Raw genomic sequence first — 23,347 nt, 5'->3', positions numbered from 1 at the left:
AAGCGAAAAAACGCGCCATATCAGCTTTTGGTGCGGAAATCCGTGATGGTTTTAACTGGCGTGATTGCTTCGGGATCTGTGATGATCTCGATGAGCGCTGGGCCGTCATGGGCCATCATGCGGGCAAAGGCATCGGGAAATTCCTCGGTTGAAACGACCTTTTCTGAATGCCCCCCCATGGCTGCGGCCATGGCTGTGAAGTCCGGGTTGGACAGGGCCGTGCCGGAAATGCGGGTTGGGTATTCGCGCTCCTGATGCATGCGGATTGTGCCATACATGGAGTTGTTGACAACGATCACCTTGATGGGGGCACCTTCCTGCGCGGCGGTGGCAAATTCCTGACAGGTCATCTGGAAACAGCCGTCGCCTGCAAAACAGATGGCCGGGCGAGATGGATCCTGAATAGCGGCTGCAACGACGGCCGGCATGCCATAGCCCATGGAGCCGGAAGTCGGGGCGAGCTGGGTACGCCAGCCACGATATTTGATGAAGCGATGCACCCAGATGGCATAATTGCCTGCACCATTGGTGAAGACCGTGTTGTCGGGGGTGTTGGCAACCACATGTTTGACAATTTCGGCCATCTGCACATCTCCGGGCAATTTACGCTCGGGTATGGCGCTGAAGGCATCATAACCCGCACGGGCTTCGCTCACCCAGTTTGCATCCCCTGCCTTGCGGATTTGGCCCAGAGCGCCAAATAGCAGCGCCATGGTTTCATGGCGGGCAGCGATGGCGAGAGCTGGCTGATAGACGCGGCCCAATTCTTCCGGATCGGCATGAATGTGAATGAGCGTCTGGGTCGGGATCGGCGTATCAATGAGGGTGTAGCCGGAGGTGGTCATTTCGCCAAGGCGGGCGCCGAGCACGATGAGCAGATCGCTTTGCTTGATGCGCTTGGCAAGTGCGGGATCGATGCCGATGCCGACATGGCCCGCAAAGTTCGGATGCTCGTTGGGGAAATAGTCCTGACAGCGGAAGGAGGTGCCCACGGGAATGGCATTCTGCTCGGCAAAGGCGGTGACCGCCTTCTTGGCTGCCAGCGACCAGCCGCCGCCACCAACAATCATGAAGGGACGTTCGGCCTCGGCGACAAGCGCCTCAAGCTCTTTCATGCTCTCAGCAGATGGTGCGCTGTCTGCCGGTTTGCCCTTGGCGGGAAGGGCTGCTGGCTTTTCAATTTCGGTGACCAGCATGTCTTCGGGCAGGGCCAATACAACGGGGCCGGGACGACCGGACAGGGCGGTGCGATAGGCACGGGCGATATATTCTGGAATGCGGGAAGCGTCATCGATCTGGGCGACCCATTTGGCCATCTGGCCGAACATGCGGCGATAATCGATCTCCTGAAAGGCCTCGCGCTCGATCTGGTCGCTGGCAACCTGGCCGATGAACAGGATCATGGGGGTGGAATCCTGATAGGCCACATGCACGCCGGAGCTTGCATTGGTGGCACCGGGGCCTCGGGTGACCATGCAGAGGCCAACCTCGCCGGTCAGCTTGGACCAGGCATCCGCCATCATCGAGGCGCCGCCTTCCTGTCTTGCGTTGACATAACGCAGGGAGGGGGCATCGTAAATCGCGTTCAAGACGGCCAGATAGCTCTCGCCGGGCACGCCGAAAATGGTTGAGGCTCCCTGCTCTATGAGGCAATCCACCAGAAGGGTTGCGCCTGTTGTCAGCGTCATGTCGCTGTCCTTTTCTCTTTATGGAACCGCTTTTATGCTCGTGCGGAGGGAGTGCTGCGGTTATTGGATGGTGATTAAGTATGTGCCAATGGGCTTGGCCAATGGGGTTCTAGAAGAAAGCCTGCAAACCGGTTTGTGCGCGGCCAAGGATCAGGGCGTGGATGTCGTGCGTGCCTTCATAGGTATTCACGCTTTCCAGATTGACCATGTGGCGCATGATGTGGAATTCGTCGGCAACGCCATTGCCGCCATGCATGTCACGGGCCGTGCGCGCAATGGTGAGGGCCTTGCCGGTATTGTTGCGTTTGATAAGTGAGACATTCTCGACCGGGCAGTTGCCTTCATCCATCATTCGGCCCACGCGCAAGGCAGCTTGCAGGCCCAACGTGATTTCGGTCTGCATATCGGCAAGCTTGAGCTGGACGAGCTGGGTTTGCGCGAGCGGGCGACCAAATTGTTTGCGATCCATTGTATATTGGCGCGCAGCATGCCAGCAGAATTCGGCAGCGCCCAAAACCCCCCACGCGATGCCATAGCGGGCCTTGTTAAGGCAGCCAAAGGGCCCCGCGAGGCCTTCCACGTTGGGGAGTAGATGATCTTCGGGCACGAAGACATCTTTGAGCACGATTTCGCCGGTGATCGAGGCCTTGAGGCTTAGTTTCCCTGCGATCTTGGGGGCCGAATAGCCTTTGCTGTCAGCCTTGACAATGAAGCCCTTGATCTTGCCGTCGTGAGCATCGGATTTGGCCCAGACGATGGCGATATCGGCGATGGGAGAATTGGTGATCCACATTTTCGCGCCATTGAGGCGATAGCCGCCCTCGACCTTCGTGGCGCGGGTGACTAGGGAGCCGGGGTCCGAGCCATGGTCCGGTTCGGTGAGGCCAAAGCAGCCGATCAACTCTCCTGTCGCCAGCTTGGGCAGATAGTGTTGTTTTTGCGCCTCGGAGCCATAGGCATGGATGGGGTGCATGACCAGCGAGGATTGGACCGACATGGCTGAACGATAGCCTGAGTCCACACGTTCGATCTCGCGGGCGATCAGACCATAGGCCACATGGTTGACGCCAGCGCAGCCATAGTCTTCGCTGATGGTGGGGCCAAGGAAGCCTTGTTCTCCCATTTCCCGCATGATGGCGCTGTCAAAATATTCCTGCCTGTTGGCTTCAAGGACGCGCGGCATCAGCTTGTCGTCGCAAAAGGCGCGGGCCGCGTCCATGATCATGCGTTCATCTTCGCTCAGTTGCTGGCGAAAGAGGAACGGATCATCCCAAGTGAAGGCCGGTTTTGCGCACATTGCCTATTGCTCCTGTTCTGCCGCGCGGGAAGGCCGATAGAGGGCCGATGCGGGCTGGCATTAATGGCGCAATAGTAGTGCTGCCTGTCAGGCGCAGGAAGCGATGATATTTCAATCGCTCATGACATTTGTTTATAGGCCCTGGTTGCCTAACCTGTTGGGCTCAGGAGAGGGCTGCATTCATCTTCTTCTTGGTGCTTAGTGCCTCGCGCATGACCCAGGTGCGGAAGGTCTGAAGATTGGGATTGGCCCGCTTGGCCTGCGGATAGACGAAATAATAATCGCCGTTGGAAGGCGTCAACTGGTCGTCAAGCTGCACCAGCTCTCCGCTGGCCAGTTCTTCCTCCGCCAACAGACGAGGCAGAACGGCAATGCCCATTTTAGAGGCGGCGGCCCGTATGACCATATGAAAATGCTCGAAACGCGGCCCAACATGCGGGTTGGGATGGCTATAGCCTTTCTGGCTGAACCAGTGGGGCCAGAGGGCGGGACGCGATGTCGCTTGCAGCAGCGGGTGACGCCGCAACAATTCTTCCAGTCCAACCTCCTTGAGTTCTTCCTGCAGGATTGGATGAGCCATGGGCACGACATATTCCGGCATCAGCTCGTCTGTGAGGGCATTGGGCCAAGCGCTTTCGCCGAAATGGAAGGCGGCATCGATATCAAGGCCATCAAACTCGAAGGGTTCAAGTTTGGTCACGATCTGGATCAGGATTTCTGGGTGTGTGGTGGTGAATTTTGTGAGGCGCGGAACCAGCCAGCGAGCGCCAAGGGTCGGCAGGCAGGCGATGGTCAATTCTCCGCCCTGTCCACGATAGGCGAGCAGTTCCAGCGTTGCGGTTTCGATATCCTGCAGTTTGGTGCGGATTTTGTGGGCATAGACGGCGCCCGCCTCTGTCAGAACCAGTCCCGAGCCTGTGCGCTCGAACAAGCGCAGGCCCAGCAGATCCTCCATGGAGCGCATCTGGCGGGAAATGGCGCTCTGGGTGACGCCCAGCTCGCTGGCAGCCTTGGTGAAACTGAGGTGACGGGCTGCTGCCTCGAAGGCACGCAGGGCAGAGAGAGAAGGAAGGTAATTCAGCATGGCATGAGGTTTGATTATGGTTCGTTTTTGGCTTCTTGTTTTGCTTATTCGAGCTTTTCACCATTTCTCCCGAAAATCAAAGCAAAAAGGTGGGTAATGACGCTCTGATCCCAGCTTTGATGCCGGTTGGCGGCAGACGGGGATGAAGAAAAGTCATGCTAGAAAATTGTTGCTACTAATTTAGTAGCGTGATAATGTGGCTTTGCTACTAAAATAGTAGCAAATTATGTTTATCTACTCATTCATGGAGTCTATCATGCCCGTTATCACAATGACGTTGGGCGCTGATCAGATTGACCAGCAAAAGAAAACTGCTTTCATTCAGACCGTCACCAAGTCCGCTGCGGAAATTACCAATATTCCCGAGCAATCCTTCATCGTCTTCATCGAGCAACTTGATAGCGATAATATCGGCGTAGGCGGTGTGTCGCTTACAGAAAAACGCAAGCTGAGGGCATCGTAAGGGCTTTGTGCCTTCTGGCGGCAAAACGGTCTTTTCTTTTTGGTTCTTTGCGTTAGTGTGACACCATCACAGCGAAGGAAGAAGAGACACATATGGCGATACCACGCCCCGGAAATCCTGTCCGAGGCTCCCAAAGCGGAGCCCCGGTCATGGCAGCATTCGATCTATTGGGCCGTCGATGGGCCATGGGGATCATTTGGAACCTCAAGAAGGGGCCTGCGACATTCAGGGCTCTGCAGGACCACTGCGAAACCATTTCTCCCTCCATTTTGAATAGCCGCATCAAGGATCTGCGCGAAGCGGGCCTGATAGAGAAAACGCCGCAGGGATATGCTTTGACAGCCATTGGCGAGGAGCTTTATTCTTTGCTGCAACCGCTCGCTGACTGGGCCGTCCGGTGGGCCGAAGAGCTTTCGCAAGAAACGGGTTCTGATATTTCAAAGTGTAAATAAAGAATTTCACTTCGGAATCATGACATATTCTGCGCGCATCCCTATATTAGAAGTCGAATTCTTCTAATGTTTCCGGCGTCCGGGATTGAAGGATATGGTGAAAAGGGATAAAAGGCACAAGTAACAAGCGGTGACCTTTTGCGCAGCGCCAACAGGCAGGTGGTGAAATTATGAGATTAACTCAGCAGGCTAATTATTCTGTTCGCATTCTGATGTATTGCGCTGCCAAGAAAGATGAATTTGCCAAGGTTAGCGAGATCGCGCAGGTTTATGCCATCTCCGAATATCACCTGTTCAAGATTCTGCCGATTCTGGTGTCCAACGGCTTCATAACCACGCACCGTGGCCGCAACGGTGGGCTGAAGCTGGCAATGGAGCCAAGCGAGATCACGCTGGGGCAGATCATTCGTGCCGCCGAAGAGAATTTCCATCTCGCGGACTGTTTTGATGAAGGCAGCTATGATTGCCCGCTGCTCTCAATGTGCGACTTCAACCAGGCGCTCAATGATGCGCTTGAATCTTTCCTCAAGGCGCTGGACAAATACACGCTGGCGGATCTTACTGCTCGGGAAGGCGACATGCGCAATCTGCTTAACATTTCTGAAGCCGCTTCCGCCTGATCATCTGACTGATTTTATGCCTGACCATCAGACTGGTCAGGCGCTTTTCAGGCTCAGATGGGGATGCTGCCTGTCGGCCTGTCTCGGCTTTGCGATGGGGCCTGTGGCATTTTGTGCGTGCTTTTCAGCAATTTGATTCCGTCTCAGACTTGGCAAGTGGTTATGGATGTGCACAATCGGACTTGTTATATTGTATCACATCGCTGCCGGGCAGCATGCTCTTCAGGCCAGTTTGCACGACCATCAGAAAGGCCAAAGAGAAATGACCATGGCAAAACGCATGGCATTGCGTTGACGGAAATGCCTTTTGCTGTGTTGTAGAGGAAAATGCAATGATCGAAATGAGTGACCATGACCATAGTTTTTGCATAGATCGCGTTCTTGCCGATGCCAAGGCTGTCTGTGCTGAAAAGGGCGTGCGCCTCACGGATCAGCGGCAGTCGGTTTTGCGGGTTCTGGCGGCCAGCCACGTGCCTTCAAGTGCCTATGATATTCTCAATCAGCTCAACAAAGAGCGCAAGGAGAAGGGCGAGACGATGCTCGCGCCGGTTTCCATCTATCGCGCCCTTGAATTCCTGATCCAGCATGGCATCATCCATCGAATCGAAAGCAGGAACGCCTATGTGGCGTGCAATGAAGGACCGGATGCCCGACATAGGCATGGGGAAGCGACCATCTTTCTGCTTTGCGATAAGTGCGGGCGCGCCGCCGAGTTCCAGTCTGAAAGCCTTGGCGGGCTGATTGAAACCATCGCCGGCAAGGTGAAATTCAGCCCCAACGCACCGGTCATGGAAATTCGTGGTCTTTGTGAGGAATGTCAGAAGCTTGAAGGCAATGGCTAAGGGCTTCTTGGTAAAGCTCACCAGATTGTGACAGTCCGTTTGCGGTTTGTCCGAATTTGTGCGTATGCTTCAAGCCTTCCTTGCCGTTGTTGACTTGCGCGCCTAGATGCAATTTGCCATATAAAATCAGCGTATTTTCATCCCTCCGGTGTTGCGGCTTGCTGGTTGCCTGAATGCCGGAAAAGAGAGGGTCCATGTCTCTTTTGTCCCAGATGCCTGTTGGTTCCACCCCATTTCTCACCGAGCCCCTGCCTCGCAGGATTACCCATGCCGTTAAGGTCGGGTCTGTTACGGTCGGAGGCGGCGAGCCGATTGTCGTGCAATCGATGACTAACACGGATACAGCAGATGTGGACAGCACGGTCGCGCAGGTGGCTGCCTTGCACAGGGCCGGCTCGGAGCTTGTGCGCATTACAGTGGACAGGGACGAAGCGGCAAAGGCTGTGCCCCATATCAAGGAGCGGCTTCTGCGGCTGGGCATCGATGTGCCGTTGGTGGGGGACTTCCATTATATCGGTCACAAGCTGCTGGGTGAGAATCCCGCCTGCGCTGAAGCGCTGGACAAATACCGGATCAATCCGGGCAATGTTGGCTTCAAGGATAAACGCGACAAGCAGTTTTCGACCCTGATCGAGCTGGCCAATCGATATGACAAGCCAGTGCGTATCGGGGTCAACTGGGGCTCGCTGGATCAGGAACTGCTGACGCGGCTGATGGATGAAAATTCCGTCAGTGAAGATCCGTTGCCCGCCCAAAAGGTGATGCATGAGGCGATCATCCAGTCCGCGCTGCTTTCAGCCGAACGGGCTGAAGAGCTCGGCATGGGGGCAGACAAGATCATCCTGTCGGCCAAGGTATCTCAGGTGCAGGATCTGATTGCGGTCAATACCGAGTTGTCCCGCCGCTCGGATTATGCGCTACATCTGGGGCTTACAGAAGCGGGAATGGGCACCAAGGGGATCGTGGCCTCGGCGGCGTCCATGGGACTTGTGTTGCAGCAGGGGATTGGCGATACGATCCGCGTTTCTCTGACGCCGGAACCAAATGGAGACCGCACGCGCGAAGTGCAGGTGGCTCAGGAATTGTTGCAATGCATGGGCTTCCGCTCCTTCGTGCCCATCGTGGCGGCCTGTCCGGGGTGTGGGCGGACGACGTCAACCGTCTTTCAGGAGTTGGCGCAGGCCATCCAGACCGATATCCGCGAGAATATGCCGGTTTGGCGTGAGAAATATCCTGGTGTCGAGGCGCTCAATGTTGCCGTCATGGGCTGCATCGTTAATGGGCCGGGGGAATCCAAACACGCCGATATCGGCATTTCCCTTCCGGGCACTGGAGAAACCCCGTCTGCGCCGGTCTTTGTGGATGGCGAAAAGGTGGCAACCTTGCGCGGACCGCAAATTGCAGAGGATTTCCATCAAATGGTGCTGGATTATATCGAAAAGCGCTTCGGCTAGGCCTGATTGAGGCCCGATAGCCTTAGCGCCTTTTGCTGTCCCTTAGATGATCAGTTTTTGCGCGTTGCGATGTAGCGGGCCGTTGCAGTGAGCGTATCGGCCTGACTGCCGAAGGGGGCGAGCAGGGATTCTGCTTCCGTGATCAGCGTGTTGAGTTCGGCGCGCGTGGCTTCTATCCCGTGCAGGCTGACGAGGGTTGCCTTTTTGGCCTTCTGGTCCTTGCCTGCGGTTTTGCCCAGCTGGGCCGAGGTGGAGGTGACATCCAGCAGGTCATCGGCAAGCTGGAAGGCGAGGCCGATAATGGTGCCAAAGCGGGTTACGGCGGCGCGCTCCTTGGCGTTGGCCTCGGCCAACATGGCGCCAGCCTCGCAGGCAAAGCGCAACAGGGCGCCGGTTTTCATCTGCTCCAGCTGACGGATTTCCCCTTCCGTGATGGATCTGCCTTCCGAAGCGATATCAAGGCTCTGGCCGCCTGCCATGCCGCCGATGCCGGCATTCTGGGCAAGGCCGCGGACGAGTTCGGTGCGCACTTCTGCCTTATAGTGGGTTTTTTCATCGGCCATGATGTCAAAGGCCATCGTCAGAAGGCTGTCGCCTGCCAGAATGGCTGTTGCTTCATCAAAGGCGACGTGAACGGTTGGCTTGCCACGGCGCAAGGCATCGTCGTCCATTGCAGGCAAATCGTCATGGATGAGGCTGTAGCTGTGCACGCATTCCAGCGCACAGGCAGCGCGCAGCGCGCCGGGATGCTCATAGCCAAGCATTCTGGCGGTCTCTATCATCAGGAAGGGGCGAATGCGTTTGCCGCCATTCAGGACACCGTGGCGCATCGCCTCCAGAAGTCTTGGAGGGCGATATTGCTCGGCCCCTCTTGGGTCTTCGGAAAGCATCCGTTCCAGCTTCTGCGCCACGTCTTCTGCGCAGGCTTTCAGGCGTGTCTTCAATGGTTGCGACTGTGGGGACATACGCGACATCACTCCCTAAAGCTCGTTAACCCGGCTTGTCATCTTGTCTTCTCGCCATGGTGCTATGGCGGTGCGGGCAGGTGGCAAAAGGCTTTACCCTGTGCTGTGTTCTTAGCTGCTCAATGGTATGAAAACAACCAGCAAACCAATCAGAATTTCATCAGATCAGCTACAGCAAAAGCATAGTCCTATATGGAAGAGGCTGAAGAGGGCGTGCAAGGCTTTGCACAGTCAAAAGGGTATAAAAAATAAATTACCCCGGCAACAGGCGCGGTTTTCTGTTGCCGGGGCTGGCTTGCCTACCAGTTTATTGGCGATTAAGCCGCTTCCAGCGCAATAGCGGCGGACTGGATAATGGCAGCAAAGCGAATCGCTGTCTGGATTTGGTCGGTGGTCATGCCACCCTGACGCAGAACAGCCTCGTGGGAATCAATGCACATGCCACAGCCATTGATGGCTGAAACAGCAAGGCTCCAAAGCTCGAAGTCGACCTTGTCGACGCCCGGACGGCCGATGAAATTCATACGCAGCTTGGCCTGCAGGGAGGCATATTCCTTGTTGGAAGCCAGATGGACAAAGCGGTAATAGACATTGTTCATGCCCATCATGGTGGCTGCGCCCTTGGCTGCGGTCAGGGCTTCTGGGGAAAGCTTGTCGGCAGCTTCTGCCAGGAAGGCTTCGCGGATGGCCGGGCTGCGGGTCGCGATGGCGCAAGCAACCATCAGGCCATATTTCTGCTGATCGGTCAGGCTTTCATCACCGGCAATGTTGGACAGGTTCAGCTTCACATCCTTGGCGAAATCAGGCATATGGGATTTAAGGCTGTCGATGGTCATTGCAATGTTTCTTTCTTCAAATTTGCTGGAAGTTGGCCAGGCAGCATCATGTCCGCGCCAGATATGTCGCAGGTCTGCAGGCTTTAGGTGTTCCGGGAAATCTGCCTTGCGGCAGCGGGAATGGACGGGCCAGCGGCCCGCCCTTGATTAGTGGGTTCGGCAGGCTGATTAGCCAACCAGAGTTGCGCCGCCGATGTCACGGTTGCATGGGCACAGCTCATCTGTCTGCAGAGCGTCGAGAACGCGCAGGGTGTCTTTCGGGTTACGGCCAACATTGAGGTTGGTTGCGTAAACATGCTGGATCGTGTTGTCCGGATCGACAACATAGGTATAGCGGTATGCAACGCCATCCGGGTGACGCACGCCGAGTCCGTCGATCAGTTCACCCTTGGTGTCTGCAAAGCTCCAGATTGCGAGCTTATTGAGATCCGGGTGGTCACGGCGCCATGCGAGCTTGACGAATTCGTTGTCGGTGGAGCCGCCCATGACGACAGCGTCACGATCTTCGAATTCTTCGTTCAGGCGTGCGAACTCGGCGATTTCAGTCGGGCACACAAAGGTGAAGTCTTTCGGGTAGAAGAAGATGACTTTCCACTTGCCTTCAAAGCTTTTTTCGGTGATCGGCTCAAATGCTTCAACGCCGTCTTCAACGATCTCGTTAAAACCAGGTTTTACGCCGGTTACAGTAAATTCTGGAAGTTTATCACCAATGCCAAGCATGTTCTTTCTCCGAGGTTTGGACCTTATGGGAGGTAAGGTCCAGATTAGAATAATTCAAAATCTCTGAACCCTATGAACCATATTTTGGACAGGGTGGCAAACTTCTAATTTCGAATTTGCCAATCGATTTTTTCGATCATATAGTGTTTCTACGTGCTATCTGTTCGAACGCCCTGTCAGTGCGTGATTTAATTGTTTTGGAGTTTTCATGTCATGACCATTCGCCCAACCTTACGGCAACTGCAATATTTGTCTGCGCTTGCCGAAAAACAGTCGTTTCGTGAGGCGGCGGCGGCCTGTCTGGTATCTCAATCGACACTGAGTGCGGGTATCCGCCAGCTTGAGGAGATCTTGCAGGTGACACTTGTGGACAGGGAGTGCGATCATTTCCGGCTGACAGTGCTTGGGGGTGAGATTCTCGAACGGGCCCGCTGTTTGTTGCGCGACGCGGATGATCTGGTGGCAGCCGCCCAGCGTCATGACAAGCCCCTTGCGGGGCGATTGCGGCTGGGGGTCATACCCTCCATCGGACCATTCCTGTTGCCACGGGCTTTGCCCAGTCTGCGCCAGAGTTTCCCAGAGTTGAAGCTCTATTTGAGGGAGGCTCTTTCGCGGCAATTGCTTGATGATGTGCGGGCCGGGCGGCTTGATGCGGCTGTTTTGGCCTTGCCCTATCCGATTGATGATTTTGCCTGCCAATCGATCGGCAATGATGGCTTTCGGGCAGCCTTGCCGCTGGACCATCCTCTTACTGAGAAAGAGGCCATATCATCAGAGGCACTACAGAATGAAGCGCTCATTCTACTGGAGGATGGTCACTGTATACGCGATCACATCCTCTCCTGCCTCGACCTTAGCAATGCGGCTCGCCGATCGCGCGAGAGTGGGGCCGAGCATATTGAGGCGACCAGCCTTATTACCATCGTGCAGATGGTGGCCAATGGGCTGGGTGTCACTCTCCTGCCCGAGATTGCCTTAAGGGCCGGGCTGGCTGATGGGCTCGACATCGCCTTGCGGCCTCTTGCTGAACAACCGGCCGAGCGGGAGCTGGCGATCATCTGGCGCAAGAATTCGGCCTTCGAACCGAATATCCGGCTTTTGGCCGGGCACTTGTCCAATTTCGTTTAAGGCCTTCCCGATAGGATCGGACAGATAGGGGGCCTGTTTACCCTTTTGCCAGAATGTCCTGCCTTATATTGCCGATTCTGGCCAAGAAAGGGTGCCTGAAGCGATTCTCTCCAATGTAGGGCTTGAATTTTCAACTGATTGGGATATGTAAGGGGCGAAGTGACGCTACTTGATCAAAGAATCTCGTGAATGCGGTCTTTTTTTGAAAGATTGCTCTGGTCAAGTGCGTTCCGGTTCTGTATAAGGCCCGCAACCTCTTCCATTAGAGTTATTCCCGCAACGGGGCTAGCCCCGGATAGCGGTCTATTGACGACGGAGTTTTGACCATGGCTGTGCCAAAAAGTAAAGTGACCCGTATGAAGCGTGGCTTCCGCCGCTCTGCGGATGCACTCAAACAGTCGGTCTATGTCGAAGACAAGGATTCTGGCGAACTGCGCCGTCCTCATCATATCGACCTGAAGACCGGCATGTATCGTGGTCGTCAGATTCTGGAGCAGAAAGACTAAGCCTTTACCGGTTTGGTTCTACGCTTCTTGACGATGAAGAATTGAGAAAAGGTCGGATTTTATCCGGCCTTTTTTCATGCGCATTTTTTGTGAAAGGGGTGCGTTGGCCGTTGGCAAAGCACCCTGCATATTGGATTATGTCCCCGTTTCAAAATCTGGTCACACGTCAATTCTATTGTTGAATGCCGTTTTTGAGGGCGCCTGACCATAATCGTGAAAGCTGCACGCCGTTCGCCATGCTGCAGGGAGATACAAATGCTTTTTAATATTCCGCTTTTGATTGCACCTCTGGCTGTCTATAATTTCTTTGCCTTCGGGCTGCTGGGCGCTTCGGTCGGTGATCCATGGAGCGTGCCGATTGTGACGATCGAGATGATCTCCTCTGCGCGCTGGACCCTTACCTTGGGGGACGTGATGATTGTGGCTGCGCTTGTGTTGCTGTTTGTCGAGATCCTCAAGGCAACACGCACCGGTGTCAGCTCCATTGTGGATCACATCCTGTCCACGCTGCTGTTCATCATCTATCTGGTCGAGTTTCTGCTGGTGCGGGAAACGGCAACATCCGTCTTCTTCATTCTGATGATTATTTCTCTGGTGGATGTGATCGCTGGTTATTCCGTTACGATCAGTGGTGCCCGTAGAGACATGAGCTTCGGGCCGGGACCGCATGCCTGATCAGAGCCAGAAGGCGGCACAGCTCTCCATGTGTCTTGAATTGATACAATTTTATTAAAATAATCTGACGATGAAAGCAGGCCGAGTGCGAAGAAGCGTACGGCTCTGTTTGGATGCTGCCTCAGAAGGCGAGGAAAATAGGCCTGAAGAACCGGGTTTTCGGGTCCAATTGGGGGATCTGTATCATTCGGGCACAGCCAGCCTTGGTGGATGGCTGCTTTAAGTCGCCCCTAGATATTTCGTTAAACAACTTTGCGATGAATGGGCATATCCGCAACAGCTTGCGGGCGGCGGCGGGCCTGACCGTAGGCGCGCGCGACTTCCCGTGGGCTTCGGGCTGCGCTGTGGCGCCGCGGGCTGCGGTTTAGCTCGCTGCTGAGCAACTGCGCCTGAATATAGGCCTGCTGATTGCCCGCATATTGCATAGGCGTGATCGAGGGGACAACCGCGTTGGTCACTTCAACCGGAGCGGCGGCCTGTTGAGGCTGCTGCCTGCCGTCGGTCAAGAGCGGCTGATATTGTGTGCCACTTCCCGCCGGATGATAAAGCGCCGGAACCACTTTCAAGCCAGACATTGTTGAGGCCTTCCCAAAGAATGTCTCATTATGAGACGATTATGTTTGTTTTTCTGTCTTTACTGGGAGAAATTGCAAGAAGCGGGCCAGACTGTTAACGGTCTGTTAAGATTTTGCCGTTGGGTGTAAGTGCTTTGGGATGGCGCAAATTTGGCAAAAATTAACCATGGGAATGCCATCATGGGGTTCGATCTTTCCGTCCGCTTTGGGATGTGGTTCCCTCACATCTGAAGCAGTGTCGGACCAATGGAATTCACTTGCAGGTGGTTTTCCTCAAAAAGAGGGGTGAGCCGCATGCAGCATGGGCAGGCAGAGAGGGCTTAGCGGGTTGGACACTTCATCTCCCCGATCAAAAACGGCCATCAAGGCGCGTGACATTCTGACATCCATCGGTGAGGTGGTTTATGAATGGCAGGCGGCCACGGATCGTTTGCGCTGGAGCAACAACGCGTTCGATGTGCTCAAGACCGATATTCTGAGTGTCTTTCCAAGCGGCAAATCCTACACAGACCTGATCACGCCAGACACGCTGACCTCACGCTACAGAGCCATTTTCGGCTCGGGTAAAAGCGATGATGGTGACGGCGTGCCCTTTGAATGCATCTATTGTCTTGCGCCTCTGGGCTTTGAGAATGAGCTGAGGCTCTGGGTTGAAGAGAGTGGGCGATGGTTTGCGGATGGGACTGGCCGGGCTGAACGGGTGCACGGCATCATTCGCGTGGTCAATGAAGAGCAGCATCGCGAGCAGCGTTTGCGCTTTCTCTCCCAGTTTGATGCGCTGACCGGCCTGTTCAACCGCTCTGTCTTTCTGGATCAATTGCAGCTCACTCTTGAGCAATGCAAACAAAAGGGCAAACAGGCCTGCTTCCTGATCGCCCATATCGATAATTTCCGTGTGGTCAATGAGGCCTATGGGTTCGATGTTGCCGATCAGGTGATATGCGAGGTTGCTCGTCGTATTGCACGGCGCTTGCGCGATGGTGATCTGGTGGGCCGTATCTCGGGCACCAAATTCGGTCTTCTGATCAACAATTGCTCAGAGAAGGAAATGGCTGCTGCCGCAGAGCGTTTTCTGGATGCGGCGCGAGAAGAGCTGATCATGACAGATGTCGGCCCTGTGCATGTGACCCTGACGATGGGAGGTGTGTATCTGGGCGAAGGCGTTGAGGATCTGCGCCAAGCCGAGATTTGCGCACTGGATGCCTTGGATCGGGCCAAGAGCCATTGTCGCGGAACATTCCGTGCTTTCGAGGCCAAGACCTTTGCCCTGGAAGAACGCCAGCAGAAAATCCGGATGTCCGATGAAGTGATTACGGCGCTCAATGAACGGCGCATTGATCTGGCCTTTCAACCCATTGTCGAGGCACGCACTGGCGCCGTTGCCTTCCACGAGGTGCTGGTGCGGGTCAAGGATCGTGATGGCGATCCGATCCCTGCAGAGAGCTTTGTTCACTATGCCGAGCAGCTGGGGCTGGCGGCAATGCTGGACCACCGCATTCTGGAAATGACGCTGGATCTGCTGTTCGCGCATGAAAATGTGCAGCTGAGCATGAATGTTTGCCCTGATGTTGGTGGGGACAAAGAGTGGATGAGCTATTTGCGGGCGCGGCTGGTGAATAACCCGGATGTGGCCGGGCGGTTGATGATCGAAATTGCCGAACGCTCGACGCTTGAAAATCCGGAGACTGCGGTCGAATTTGTTCGCTCTGTCAAAGAATTGGGTATTCGTGTTGCGATTGACGATTTCGGGGCTGGCTACACATCCTTCCAGCAACTGCATGTGCTGGATGCGGATATGGTCAAGATTGCCGGTAGCCTGATGCGGGATATTGCCGAGAATGAACAGAACCGGGCGATTGTGCGCATGTTTGCCGAGCTGGCGAGCGAATTGGGCTTTGATGTTGTGGCGAAATGGGTGGTTAGTGCTGAAGTAGCCGATCTGTTGGCACCGCTCAAGGTTGCCTACCTACAGGGCTTCCATTTCGGTGAGCCGGTGAACAAGCTGCCCGGGCAGGAGGATGACGCTCAGGCGAGAACCAAGTGATGGGGGCATTGATGAGCCTTTGTCATGTGCTGCTGCCCTGCCGATCAACTGATTTGATGGCTTGCTAGTCCTTCTTGCTGCGAACAACCAACTCGGAAATCGTTTTCTGCATATCAGCGATCTGGTCCTTTAGTTGTTCCAGCTCGCTCGGTTTGCTGGGTTCGGGCTCCTTCTTTGGCTTCTGGGGCGCTGAGCCGAAGGGCATGAACATCTTCATGGCATTTTCGAAAATTTCGGAATTCCGGCGGACCTGCTCTTCCATGGCTTCCATGGCTGAGTCGCCGAAGGAGTCGGCCATCTGCTTGCGCAGATTTTCCTGATCCTTGGCCAGATTCTGCATGGTGAAATCAAGATAGCTTGGCACCAGATGTTGCATCGAGTCGCCATAGAAACGGATCAGCTGGCGTAGGAAATCGATGGGCAGCAGATGCTGGCCCTTATTCTCATGTTCAAAGATGATCTGCGTGAGAACAGAGCGGGTTATGTCTTCTCCGCTCTTGGCATCATAGACGACGAAATCCTCCTTCGCCTTTACCATGTCGGACAGATCTTCCAGCGTGACATAGGTGCTGGTGCCGGTGTTGTACAATCTGCGGTTCGCATATTTCTTGATGACAGTTTGATCCGCTTGTTTTGTCATTTATGCAAGGCCTCGTGACGGAATGGACACTGGTGTCAGCAGCTTGAAAAGCGCTTGTTGATGCCCCCAACTTAAATCGTTCATGCTGCATTGCCAAGAGCCTCGGACCTATCCTTTTAGCAAGTGCAAAAAGATAGGAATGACCAGTAAAAGGGCATGTCTATTTTCTAGGTCTTTCAGACTAGGCCCATGGCGTAATTGACTCCTTGCCACTTTCTAAACGATTTTCAAGAGGCCAAATTCTTCTCGGAAGCTGGCGAATTTGAGATTTTTGCTGCGGCGCAATAAGGGATGAGGTACCCGAAGTTGCTGTTTCGCCGCACAAATATCGAGCGCATTTCGGGCTCGGGATAAATGGCATCCTGCGTCCATTCGGTTGGCCGGTGCACACAAGGTGAAAAGATGCGCCGAGATGCAAACTGCGATGCGCAATGAAGGTGGGCCGGACAGCATTCAACAGGCACAAGGCAGACCAGGACGTCTGACTGCTTGCTGACCTGCCCGAGATGACGAGGGGCGCGGCAGCGACACACATTCAAGGTGGAGGGACCAGCCCGATCCGGAGAGGGGGGCGGGCCATGGTTTTCATGAGGGGAGAGAGAGCATGTCCAAGGTTGCAGTTGTAACTGGTGGAACAAGGGGTATTGGCGAGGCGATCTGCATAGCCCTGAAAGAGGCCGGGTTTTTTGTTGCAGCCAACTATGCTGGCAATGATGACAGTGCCCGGGGCTTTACGGAGCGCACGGGCATCAAGGCCTATAAATGGGATGTAGGGGATTTCGAAGCCTGCAAGGCGGGCCTGAAACAGGTCGAGGAAGATCTCGGTATCATCGATATTGTGGTCAATAATGCAGGCATCACGCGCGACAGCATGTTGCACAAGATGGAATTCGAGCAGTGGCATGAAGCCATCAATGTCAATCTGAACTCGATGTATTACATGACCAAGCCGATCATCGACGAAATGCGTGCACGCGGACATGGGCGGATCATCAATATCTCGTCCATCAATGGCCAGAAGGGGCAGATGGGCCAGACCAACTATTCTGCGGCCAAGGCTGGCGTGATCGGCTTTACCAAGGCTTTGGCGCAGGAGGTGGCGCGCAAGGGGATTACGGTCAATTGTATTTGTCCGGGCTATATCGATACCGACATGGTGTCGGCTGTTCCCGAGAAAGTGCTGGAAAGCATCGTCTCCAACATTCCGGTTGGACGGTTGGGGCAGGCCGAGGAAATTGCCGCGATGGTGGCCTTTCTGGTCTCCGAGCAAGCAGCCTTTATCACGGGGTCTGTGATGACGATCAATGGCGGCCAATATATAGCAAATGGCTAAATTTTAGTCATTGCCTAAAAAGCGTTTGATAACAAACCGCAGGAGCTTTTCTTCTGCGGTTTTTTTGTCTTTGCTGAGGCGTTTTTTGATGGTCTGTTGAAAGTGAAGTTTCCATGTCCAAACGCCTGCTTGCCACGCTTGTCGGATTCACGGCAATCCTGATGTGGTCGCTCCTTGCCTTGTTTACCGTATGGAGTGGAACAGTGCCACCCTTTCAGCTGACCGCGATGTCATTTATCGTGGGTGGGCTGGTTGGTCTGGTCAGCTGGGTGTTTCGCCCTTCCGCGATAAGGGTGCTCAAGCAGCCGTGGAATGTCTGGGCGCTAGGGGTGTTCGGGCTGTTTGGCTATCATGCCGCCTATTATGCCGCGCTGCGTCTGGCACCGCCAGTGGAAGCGGGGCTTGTGAATTATCTCTGGCCGCTGCTCATCGTTGTCTTCTCGTCTCTGCTGCCTGGTGAACGGTTGCGCTGGTTTCACAGTCTGGGGGCGCTTCTGGGCCTCTCCGGTGCGGTGCTGGTCGTCACCAAGGGACAAACGATCTCGATCGATCCGCAATATATTCGCGGCTATAGCGTGGCGCTGTTCGGAGCTTTCTTCTGGGCTGGCTATTCGGTTCTCTCGCGCCGCTTTTCTCATGTGCCCACGGATATTGTGGTGGGCTTCTGCTTTGTAGCGGCCGCGCTCAGCATTGTGGCGCACTTGTTGTTCGAAACCACGGTTTGGCCCGAAAATGCCATTCAATGGATGGCAACCATCGGGCTGGGGCTTGGCCCGGCTGGCGGGGCCTTCTATGTTTGGGATTTCGGGGTCAAACACGGTGACATTCAGGTGTTGGGAGCGGCTGCCTATGCTGCGCCGCTCCTGTCTACCGGTCTGCTCATTGTGGCTGGCGTGGCTGACTTTACGGTCATCATCGGGGCTGCTGCGTTGTTGATCACCTGCGGTGCCGTATTGGCTTCCAAGGATCTGTTCCTGCGTCGTTAGCGCTGGGGTGGGCGCAGGGCTCGCACCAGCGGGGCGATGGCCAGAGACAGCAGAAACAGCATGAAGGCCCCCAGCACAATGGACGGACCGGGGTTGGAATCCCAGATCATCGACATGTTGAGGCCGAGAATGGCTGATAGGCATGCCAGGATGGCGGCGAGAAGTGCCATCATCTCCGGACTGCGGGCAAATTGTCTGGCGCTGGCAGCAGGGATGATCAAAAGCGAGGTAATCAGCAAGGCGCCGATGAGCTTCATGGCCACCGCTATGACCAGCGCGATCAGAAGGATAAAGACCAGATTGGCCTGCTTGGTTGGCAGACCTTCTGCAGAGGCAATATCCTGACTGACGGTTGCCGCCAAAAGGCTGCGCCAGTGAAACAGAAGCAGGCCAAGCACCAGAATGCCTCCGCCCCAGATGAGGGCCAGATCGCCACGGGTGATCGAGAGGATATCGCCAAACAGCAGAGACATGACATCCACGCGCAACCACGCCATGAAGCCCAAGGCAATCAGCCCGATGGAGAGGGAGGCGTGGGACAGGATGCCCAGCAGAGTATCGCTGGAGAGGCGGTCGAGTTTCTCAAGGCCGTATAGCGCCATGGCAATGGCGATGGAAACGGCGAAGACGCCCCAGAAAGGCATCAGATCCATCATCAGGCTCAGAGAGATGCCCAGCAAAGCTGCATGCGACATGGTCTCGCCGAAATAGGCCATACGGCGCCAGACGATGAAGCAGCCAAGAGGGCCGGATACAAGGGCGATACCGATGCCTCCGAGCAGGGCGCGTATAAAGAAATCATCCAGCATGGTTATGTCCCTCGTGGTCGCAATGGTGATGGTTCTCGCATGAGTGCCCTTCGGCACTATGGTCGCCAAGGGACGCCGGATCGGGCGGAATATCATGAAAATGGCCATGCCTATGGCCATACGGCGCCATGGTCTGCAATCCGCGAGAGCCAAACAGGCGCTGGTAATCGGGGCTTTGTTCCACATCGGTCGGCTGTCCGGAGCAGCAGACATGAGTGTTGAGGCAAATGACCCGATTGGAGGCGCGCATCACCATATGCAGGTCGTGAGAGACCAGAAGTATACCACATTTATACTTGTTGCGGATGGCTTCGATGAGTTGATAAAGCGCGATTTCGCCCAGATAGTCGACGCCCTGCACCGGCTCATCCAGCACCATCAGTTCAGGCTGGCGAATAATGGCGCGGGCGAGTAGCACACGCTGCATCTCGCCGCCCGAAAGCGAGTGGATATTGTCATGGATCTTGTGTGCGACACCTGTTTCTCCCAGCGCGTCCTCAATCTGGGCGCGCTTGTAGGAGCCGGTGAGCTGCATCAGGCGCTGCACCGTGAGCGGCAACGTGCGGTCAATAACCAGCTTTTGGGGCACATAGCCCAGATTGAGATTCTTCTTGCGTTTGACGCTGCCGGACGCAATAGGCCTGAGGCCAAGGAGGGACTTCAGCAAGGTGGTCTTGCCGCCGCCGTTGGGCCCGATAATGGTCACGATTTCATTTTCGCAAACCGAGACGGAAACGTTATTCAGCAGTGTCTTGCCGTCAGCTTTGACTGTGATGTCTGTTCCAACGAGCAATGGGTCGGTATGGGGCACGAGCTTGCAATCTTGATTGGTCGAGGATTATAATGGGGATGTTACATTATAACATTTTACGCAAAGCGCAAGTGGTGAGCGTTACATAACACAAAAAAGGGCCGCGAACGGCCCTTTCGTCAAATTCTCACTTTAAAATTCCTTGTCGTCATCAGACGTCGAAGGACACACCCTGTGCCAGAGGCAACTCGGTGGAATAGTTGATGGTATTGGTCGCACGGCGCATATAGCCTTTCCATGCATCAGATCCGGATTCGCGGCCACCGCCGGTTTCCTTTTCACCACCAAAGGCGCCTCCGATCTCTGCGCCTGACGGGCCAATATTGACATTGCAGATACCGCAGTCAGAGCCGGCCGCACTCATGAACAGCTCAGTTTCACGCATATCCAGCGTGAAGATGCAGGAAGACAGGCCCTGTGGGACTTCGTTATGCAGCTTAAGGGCTTCGTCGAAATCCTTGTAGGTCATGACATAGAGGATCGGGGCGAAAGTCTCGGTTTTGACCACATCGCTCTGGGCAGGCATCTCGGCAATCGCGGGGCGCACATAAAAACCGCCTTCGCATTGTTCGACTGAGACACGTTCACCACCGGTGACGGTGCCTCCCTGTTCCTTGGCCTTGGTCAGGGAATCCTGCATCATGGAGAAGGCGGCTTCATCGATCAGCGGGCCAACCAGTGTACCGCCATCCAGCGGGGTGCCGACGGGCAGAGATCCGTAAGCCTTCTTGAGCTGTGGCACCAGCTTGTCAACCACACTCTCATGCACGATGAGACGACGCAGAGAGGTGCAGCGCTGACCGGCGGTGCCCACGGCGGAGAAGCAGATGGCGCGCACGGCCATATCGAGATCGGCGCTTGGCGCTACGATCATGGCGTTGTTGCCGCCCAGTTCCAGAATGGAGCGGCCAAAACGGGCTGCTACGCGCGGGCCGACAGCCTTGCCCATGCGGGTCGAACCGGTGGCAGAAATGATCGGTACAAGCGGATTATCTACAAGCGCTTCGCCGACAGCCGGACCGCCAATGACGACCTGAGCCAAAGCAGCCGGAGCCTGCTCAAAGGAAGCAATCACGCTGTTCAGGATTGCTTCGCAGGCGAGCGCGGTGAGTGGGGTCTTTTCCGAAGGCTTCCAGATGACGCTATCGCCACAGATGAGTGCCAGACATGTGTTCCAAGACCAGACCGCAACGGGGAAGTTGAAGGCGGAGATGACACCACAAACACCCATCGGATGCCATGTTTCCATCATGCGATGACCGGGGCGCTCGGAGGCGATGGTCTTGCCATAAAGCTGGCGAGACTGGCCAACGGCGAAATCGCAAATGTCGATCATTTCCTGCACTTCGCCAAGGCCTTCAGACAGGATCTTGCCAGCCTCGATAGACACCAGTTTGCCAAGTGCTTCCTTGTGCTTGCGCAGTTCAACGCCCAGTAGGCGAACCAGTTCACCACGGACCGGCGCTGGTACGGTGCGCCATTCAAGGAAAGCCGCATGGGCGGATTCGACGGCCTTGTTCATATCGTCGGCTGACTGCTCTGCGACCGTTGCTATGGTCGAGCCGTCAATCGGGCTGGAAACGGAAATGGATCCGCCAAGTTTGGCGGCGTCAACGCCCATGGCGTCGAGCAGGGTTTTTGCTTCAGAAGCGAGGGATGAGCTCATCGAGGGATCTCCGGCAAGTGTGATTGAAGACGGTTTTGAAAGGGGGAGGAAAATCAATCCGTCTTTAATATGTTGATTTTATTCATGAAAAAGAATTTGTCGGCTGATAGTATAATCAGGCGACTACAGCAGAAACAGAGGGGCGTTTGATGCTATTTGGCAATATGCCGAATATTTGAAGCATTTTGCTGGAAATATTTGGTAATATGTCAAATTAGCGGTAGCTCTTGAGGGAAAATCATGAATAAGTGAGCTAATGAAATACAGGTGAGGACAATAGCCTGTTTACAAGATCGAGCCAAGAGGCCCGGTAGGATTCAGGAGAGAGCAATGCGGCGTTCGCTAGATGATCTGGACAGAAAACTCATCCGATTGTTGCAGGCAGACGCGCGTCTTTCGACTTCTGAAATCGGGCGCAAGCTGGATGTGGCACGCTCAACGGTGCATGAGCGCATTGAACGGCTCAAGCGGGAAGGCGTGATTGACGGCTTTACCGTGTTGCTCAACAGCGACCCCATGGAAGCGCTCAATCGGGCGATTGTCTTTGTCGAGATCGACCCCAAATTGCAGGGGCCTATCGTGCAGAAGCTCGAAGGCTATCCCGAAATTTCCTCTTGCTTCACGGTGAACGGGGCGTTCGATCTGTCACTGATCGTGGAAATGCCACAGCTTGAAGATCTGGACGTGCTGCTTGATGAAATCGGCGAGATACAGGGCGTTGTGCGTACGATGACCAACATCATTCTGGCCAAGAAATTCGATCGTCGCCATACGCTTATCAATGAAACTGCCAAGAAGCTGTTTGGCAGTGAACCCTTCTAGGGGCGCGCTTTTTTGTACACGAAATTAGAGGCACCGAAGCGCCTCTTGTCAATTTGAGCCCTTTGTTCCGCTTTCCGGCACGTCAGGCATTGTCCTTGCGGGTGCGGATCTCGGCAAAAACTTCCCAATCTTCAGCATCGGCCATGCCCAAAGAGGCCTTAACGTCCGCGTCATTGGCGCGCAAGAAGCTGTTGGTGGTCAGTTCATCCAGAATGGTTGACGGCACAGTTGGTAGTCCTTGGGCTCGCAAGCTTTTAACCTCTTCTACCCGCTGCTGGAGCAGCTCATTGTCCGGTTCAATGCTCAGGCAGAAATTGCCATTGGCCTCAGTATATTCGTGACCGCAGAAAAAGGTCGTTTCCGGCGGCAGTTTTGCCAGCTTGTCAACGGAAAACCACATGTCCTTAAGGGTGCCTTCAAACACGCGACCACAGCCCATGGCGAAGAGCGTGTCACCCGTGAAGGCCAACTCGGCATCGGGCAGCCAATAGCTGATATGGTCAAGCGTGTGGCCCGGCGTTCCCAGCACATAGACCTTCTGGTCGCCAAATTTGAAGCTGTCTCCGTCGGAGAGAGGCTCGTCGATATTGCCTATCTTGCTGGCGCTGTCCGCTGGGCCATAGACCGTGGCTCCGGTTTCTCCCTTGATGGCGGCAAGCCCTTCCACATGGTCATAGTGATGATGGGTGATCAGAATATGTGTCAGAGACCAGTCCGTTTCCTTCAGGGCCTGTCGGATGGCTGGCGCTTCGGGGACATCCACCAGAAAAGTGAGGTTCGCCTCCTTGTCATGGACCAACACTGCATAATTGTCCGATCGGCAGGGAATGAGTTTTGTTTCAAGGGGCTGATTGGTCATTTGGGTCTCTCCAGTGATTGCTGTCTGGCATTGCCGATCACAGTTGCATGTTTTCGAGGGAATGCCCAGATT

Annotated in this window: 24 protein-coding genes; 12 read left to right on the top strand and 12 right to left on the bottom strand. The window is 55.0% G+C overall.

Going from position 1 to position 23,347, the window contains the following annotated elements; translation table 11 throughout:
• Positions 1-20: 20 nt before the first annotated feature.
• The 3 genes from BM258_RS16125 to gcvA form a co-directional block, all read right to left on the bottom strand.
• Positions 21-1,688 (bottom strand): thiamine pyrophosphate-binding protein, encoded by a 1,668-nt coding sequence (locus BM258_RS16125; RefSeq protein ID WP_244544730.1) that lies wholly within the window; start codon positions 1,686-1,688, stop codon positions 21-23.
• A gap of 109 nt (positions 1,689-1,797) precedes the next feature.
• Positions 1,798-2,985 carry an acyl-CoA dehydrogenase gene (locus tag BM258_RS16120; RefSeq protein ID WP_090074009.1) on the bottom strand — a complete coding sequence of 396 codons (1,188 nt, stop codon included), beginning with the start codon at positions 2,983-2,985 and terminating at the stop codon, positions 1,798-1,800.
• Between the two features lie 163 nt (positions 2,986-3,148).
• Entirely contained in the window at positions 3,149-4,069 is a 921-nt protein-coding gene (gcvA, locus tag BM258_RS16115; RefSeq protein ID WP_090074007.1) for a transcriptional regulator GcvA, read from the bottom strand.
• A 256-nt stretch (positions 4,070-4,325) separates the two neighbouring features.
• Between gcvA and BM258_RS16110 the strand changes: the two genes are divergently transcribed.
• The 5 genes from BM258_RS16110 to ispG all read left to right on the top strand — a co-directional run bounded on the left by BM258_RS16110 (position 4,326) and on the right by ispG (position 7,900).
• Positions 4,326-4,532 (top strand): tautomerase family protein, encoded by a 207-nt coding sequence (locus BM258_RS16110; protein ID WP_090074144.1) that lies wholly within the window; start codon positions 4,326-4,328, stop codon positions 4,530-4,532.
• A gap of 149 nt (positions 4,533-4,681) precedes the next feature.
• Entirely contained in the window at positions 4,682-4,984 is a 303-nt protein-coding gene (locus BM258_RS16105) for a winged helix-turn-helix transcriptional regulator (RefSeq protein WP_342029359.1), read from the top strand.
• Between the two features lie 170 nt (positions 4,985-5,154).
• Positions 5,155-5,604 (top strand): Rrf2 family transcriptional regulator, encoded by a 450-nt coding sequence (locus tag BM258_RS16100; protein WP_090074004.1) that lies wholly within the window; start codon positions 5,155-5,157, stop codon positions 5,602-5,604.
• A gap of 332 nt (positions 5,605-5,936) precedes the next feature.
• Positions 5,937-6,446, top strand: coding sequence for a Fur family transcriptional regulator (locus tag BM258_RS16095; RefSeq protein ID WP_090074002.1), 510 nt, complete (start codon positions 5,937-5,939; stop codon positions 6,444-6,446).
• A 212-nt stretch (positions 6,447-6,658) separates the two neighbouring features.
• Positions 6,659-7,900 carry a flavodoxin-dependent (E)-4-hydroxy-3-methylbut-2-enyl-diphosphate synthase gene (gene ispG / locus BM258_RS16090; protein WP_090074142.1) on the top strand — a complete coding sequence of 414 codons (1,242 nt, stop codon included), beginning with the start codon at positions 6,659-6,661 and terminating at the stop codon, positions 7,898-7,900.
• Positions 7,901-7,950: 50 nt separating this feature from the next.
• Here ispG and BM258_RS16085 read toward each other — a convergent pair whose 3' ends face one another.
• From BM258_RS16085 to BM258_RS16075, 3 genes are all read right to left on the bottom strand, one after another.
• Positions 7,951-8,865 (bottom strand): polyprenyl synthetase family protein, encoded by a 915-nt coding sequence (locus tag BM258_RS16085; RefSeq protein WP_090074141.1) that lies wholly within the window; start codon positions 8,863-8,865, stop codon positions 7,951-7,953.
• 317 nt (positions 8,866-9,182) lie between these two features.
• A complete protein-coding gene (locus tag BM258_RS16080; RefSeq protein ID WP_090074000.1) occupies positions 9,183-9,701 on the bottom strand; it encodes an alkylhydroperoxidase, AhpD family in 519 nt (172 codons plus the stop codon).
• 168 nt (positions 9,702-9,869) lie between these two features.
• Entirely contained in the window at positions 9,870-10,421 is a 552-nt protein-coding gene (locus BM258_RS16075) for a peroxiredoxin (protein ID WP_090073999.1), read from the bottom strand.
• A 213-nt stretch (positions 10,422-10,634) separates the two neighbouring features.
• On the opposite strand from BM258_RS16075, the gene BM258_RS16070 reads away from it, so the two are divergent.
• The 3 genes from BM258_RS16070 (at position 10,635) to BM258_RS16060 (ending at position 12,730) form a co-directional block, all read left to right on the top strand.
• The gene (locus BM258_RS16070) at positions 10,635-11,549 is read left to right on the top strand and encodes a hydrogen peroxide-inducible genes activator (protein WP_210186778.1); all 915 of its coding nucleotides are present in this window, start codon (positions 10,635-10,637) and stop codon (positions 11,547-11,549) included.
• Between the two features lie 326 nt (positions 11,550-11,875).
• Complete coding sequence (gene rpmF / locus BM258_RS16065; RefSeq protein WP_090073997.1) at positions 11,876-12,055, top strand: 50S ribosomal protein L32; 180 nt, start codon at positions 11,876-11,878, stop codon at positions 12,053-12,055.
• Positions 12,056-12,310: 255 nt separating this feature from the next.
• Complete coding sequence (locus BM258_RS16060; protein ID WP_090073995.1) at positions 12,311-12,730, top strand: hypothetical protein; 420 nt, start codon at positions 12,311-12,313, stop codon at positions 12,728-12,730.
• Positions 12,731-12,972: 242 nt separating this feature from the next.
• Here the strand turns inward: BM258_RS16060 and BM258_RS16055 are convergent, their stop codons facing one another.
• A complete protein-coding gene (locus tag BM258_RS16055) occupies positions 12,973-13,305 on the bottom strand; it encodes a hypothetical protein (protein WP_090073994.1) in 333 nt (110 codons plus the stop codon).
• Between the two features lie 328 nt (positions 13,306-13,633).
• Here BM258_RS16055 and BM258_RS16050 point away from each other — a divergent pair, with 328 nt between their 5' ends.
• A complete protein-coding gene (locus BM258_RS16050) occupies positions 13,634-15,349 on the top strand; it encodes an EAL domain-containing protein (protein ID WP_175528116.1) in 1,716 nt (571 codons plus the stop codon).
• A 64-nt stretch (positions 15,350-15,413) separates the two neighbouring features.
• On the opposite strand, the gene phaR is transcribed toward BM258_RS16050, so the two are convergent.
• A complete protein-coding gene (gene phaR, locus BM258_RS16045) occupies positions 15,414-15,989 on the bottom strand; it encodes a polyhydroxyalkanoate synthesis repressor PhaR (protein WP_090073991.1) in 576 nt (191 codons plus the stop codon).
• A 604-nt stretch (positions 15,990-16,593) separates the two neighbouring features.
• On the opposite strand from phaR, the gene phbB reads away from it, so the two are divergent.
• Together phbB and yddG are read left to right on the top strand one after the other, a co-directional pair.
• Positions 16,594-17,322, top strand: a complete 729-nt coding sequence (phbB, locus tag BM258_RS16040) for an acetoacetyl-CoA reductase (protein ID WP_090073990.1) — start codon at positions 16,594-16,596, stop codon at positions 17,320-17,322.
• A gap of 113 nt (positions 17,323-17,435) precedes the next feature.
• On the top strand, positions 17,436-18,308 hold the full coding sequence (gene yddG, locus BM258_RS16035; RefSeq protein ID WP_090073988.1) for an aromatic amino acid exporter YddG: 873 nt from the start codon (positions 17,436-17,438) through the stop codon (positions 18,306-18,308).
• Here yddG and BM258_RS16030 read toward each other — a convergent pair.
• The 3 genes from BM258_RS16030 to amaB all read right to left on the bottom strand — a co-directional run bounded on the left by BM258_RS16030 (position 18,305) and on the right by amaB (position 21,594).
• Complete coding sequence (locus BM258_RS16030; RefSeq protein ID WP_090073987.1) at positions 18,305-19,117, bottom strand: metal ABC transporter permease; 813 nt, start codon at positions 19,115-19,117, stop codon at positions 18,305-18,307. The genes yddG and BM258_RS16030 overlap by 4 nt on opposite strands.
• On the bottom strand, positions 19,107-19,928 hold the full coding sequence (locus BM258_RS16025; RefSeq protein ID WP_090073986.1) for an ATP-binding cassette domain-containing protein: 822 nt from the start codon (positions 19,926-19,928) through the stop codon (positions 19,107-19,109). The genes BM258_RS16030 and BM258_RS16025 overlap by 11 nt, the downstream gene beginning before the upstream one ends.
• Positions 19,929-20,079: 151 nt before the next feature.
• Complete coding sequence (gene amaB / locus BM258_RS16020) at positions 20,080-21,594, bottom strand: L-piperidine-6-carboxylate dehydrogenase (RefSeq protein WP_090073984.1); 1,515 nt, start codon at positions 21,592-21,594, stop codon at positions 20,080-20,082.
• Between the two features lie 330 nt (positions 21,595-21,924).
• On the opposite strand from amaB, the gene BM258_RS16015 reads away from it, so the two are divergent.
• Positions 21,925-22,416 carry an Lrp/AsnC family transcriptional regulator gene (locus tag BM258_RS16015; RefSeq protein ID WP_090073982.1) on the top strand — a complete coding sequence of 164 codons (492 nt, stop codon included), beginning with the start codon at positions 21,925-21,927 and terminating at the stop codon, positions 22,414-22,416.
• A gap of 82 nt (positions 22,417-22,498) precedes the next feature.
• Here the strand turns inward: BM258_RS16015 and gloB are convergent, their stop codons facing one another.
• The gene (gene gloB / locus BM258_RS16010; protein ID WP_090073980.1) at positions 22,499-23,275 is read right to left on the bottom strand and encodes a hydroxyacylglutathione hydrolase; all 777 of its coding nucleotides are present in this window, start codon (positions 23,273-23,275) and stop codon (positions 22,499-22,501) included.
• Positions 23,276-23,347: the final 72 nt, after the last annotated feature.

The organism is Cohaesibacter marisflavi, assembly GCF_900115225.1.
GTDB classification, from domain to species: domain Bacteria; phylum Pseudomonadota; class Alphaproteobacteria; order Rhizobiales; family Cohaesibacteraceae; genus Cohaesibacter; species Cohaesibacter marisflavi.
The sequence above is the reverse complement of the archived record's forward strand: the minus strand, read 5'-3'. Positions and strand labels throughout refer to the sequence as shown.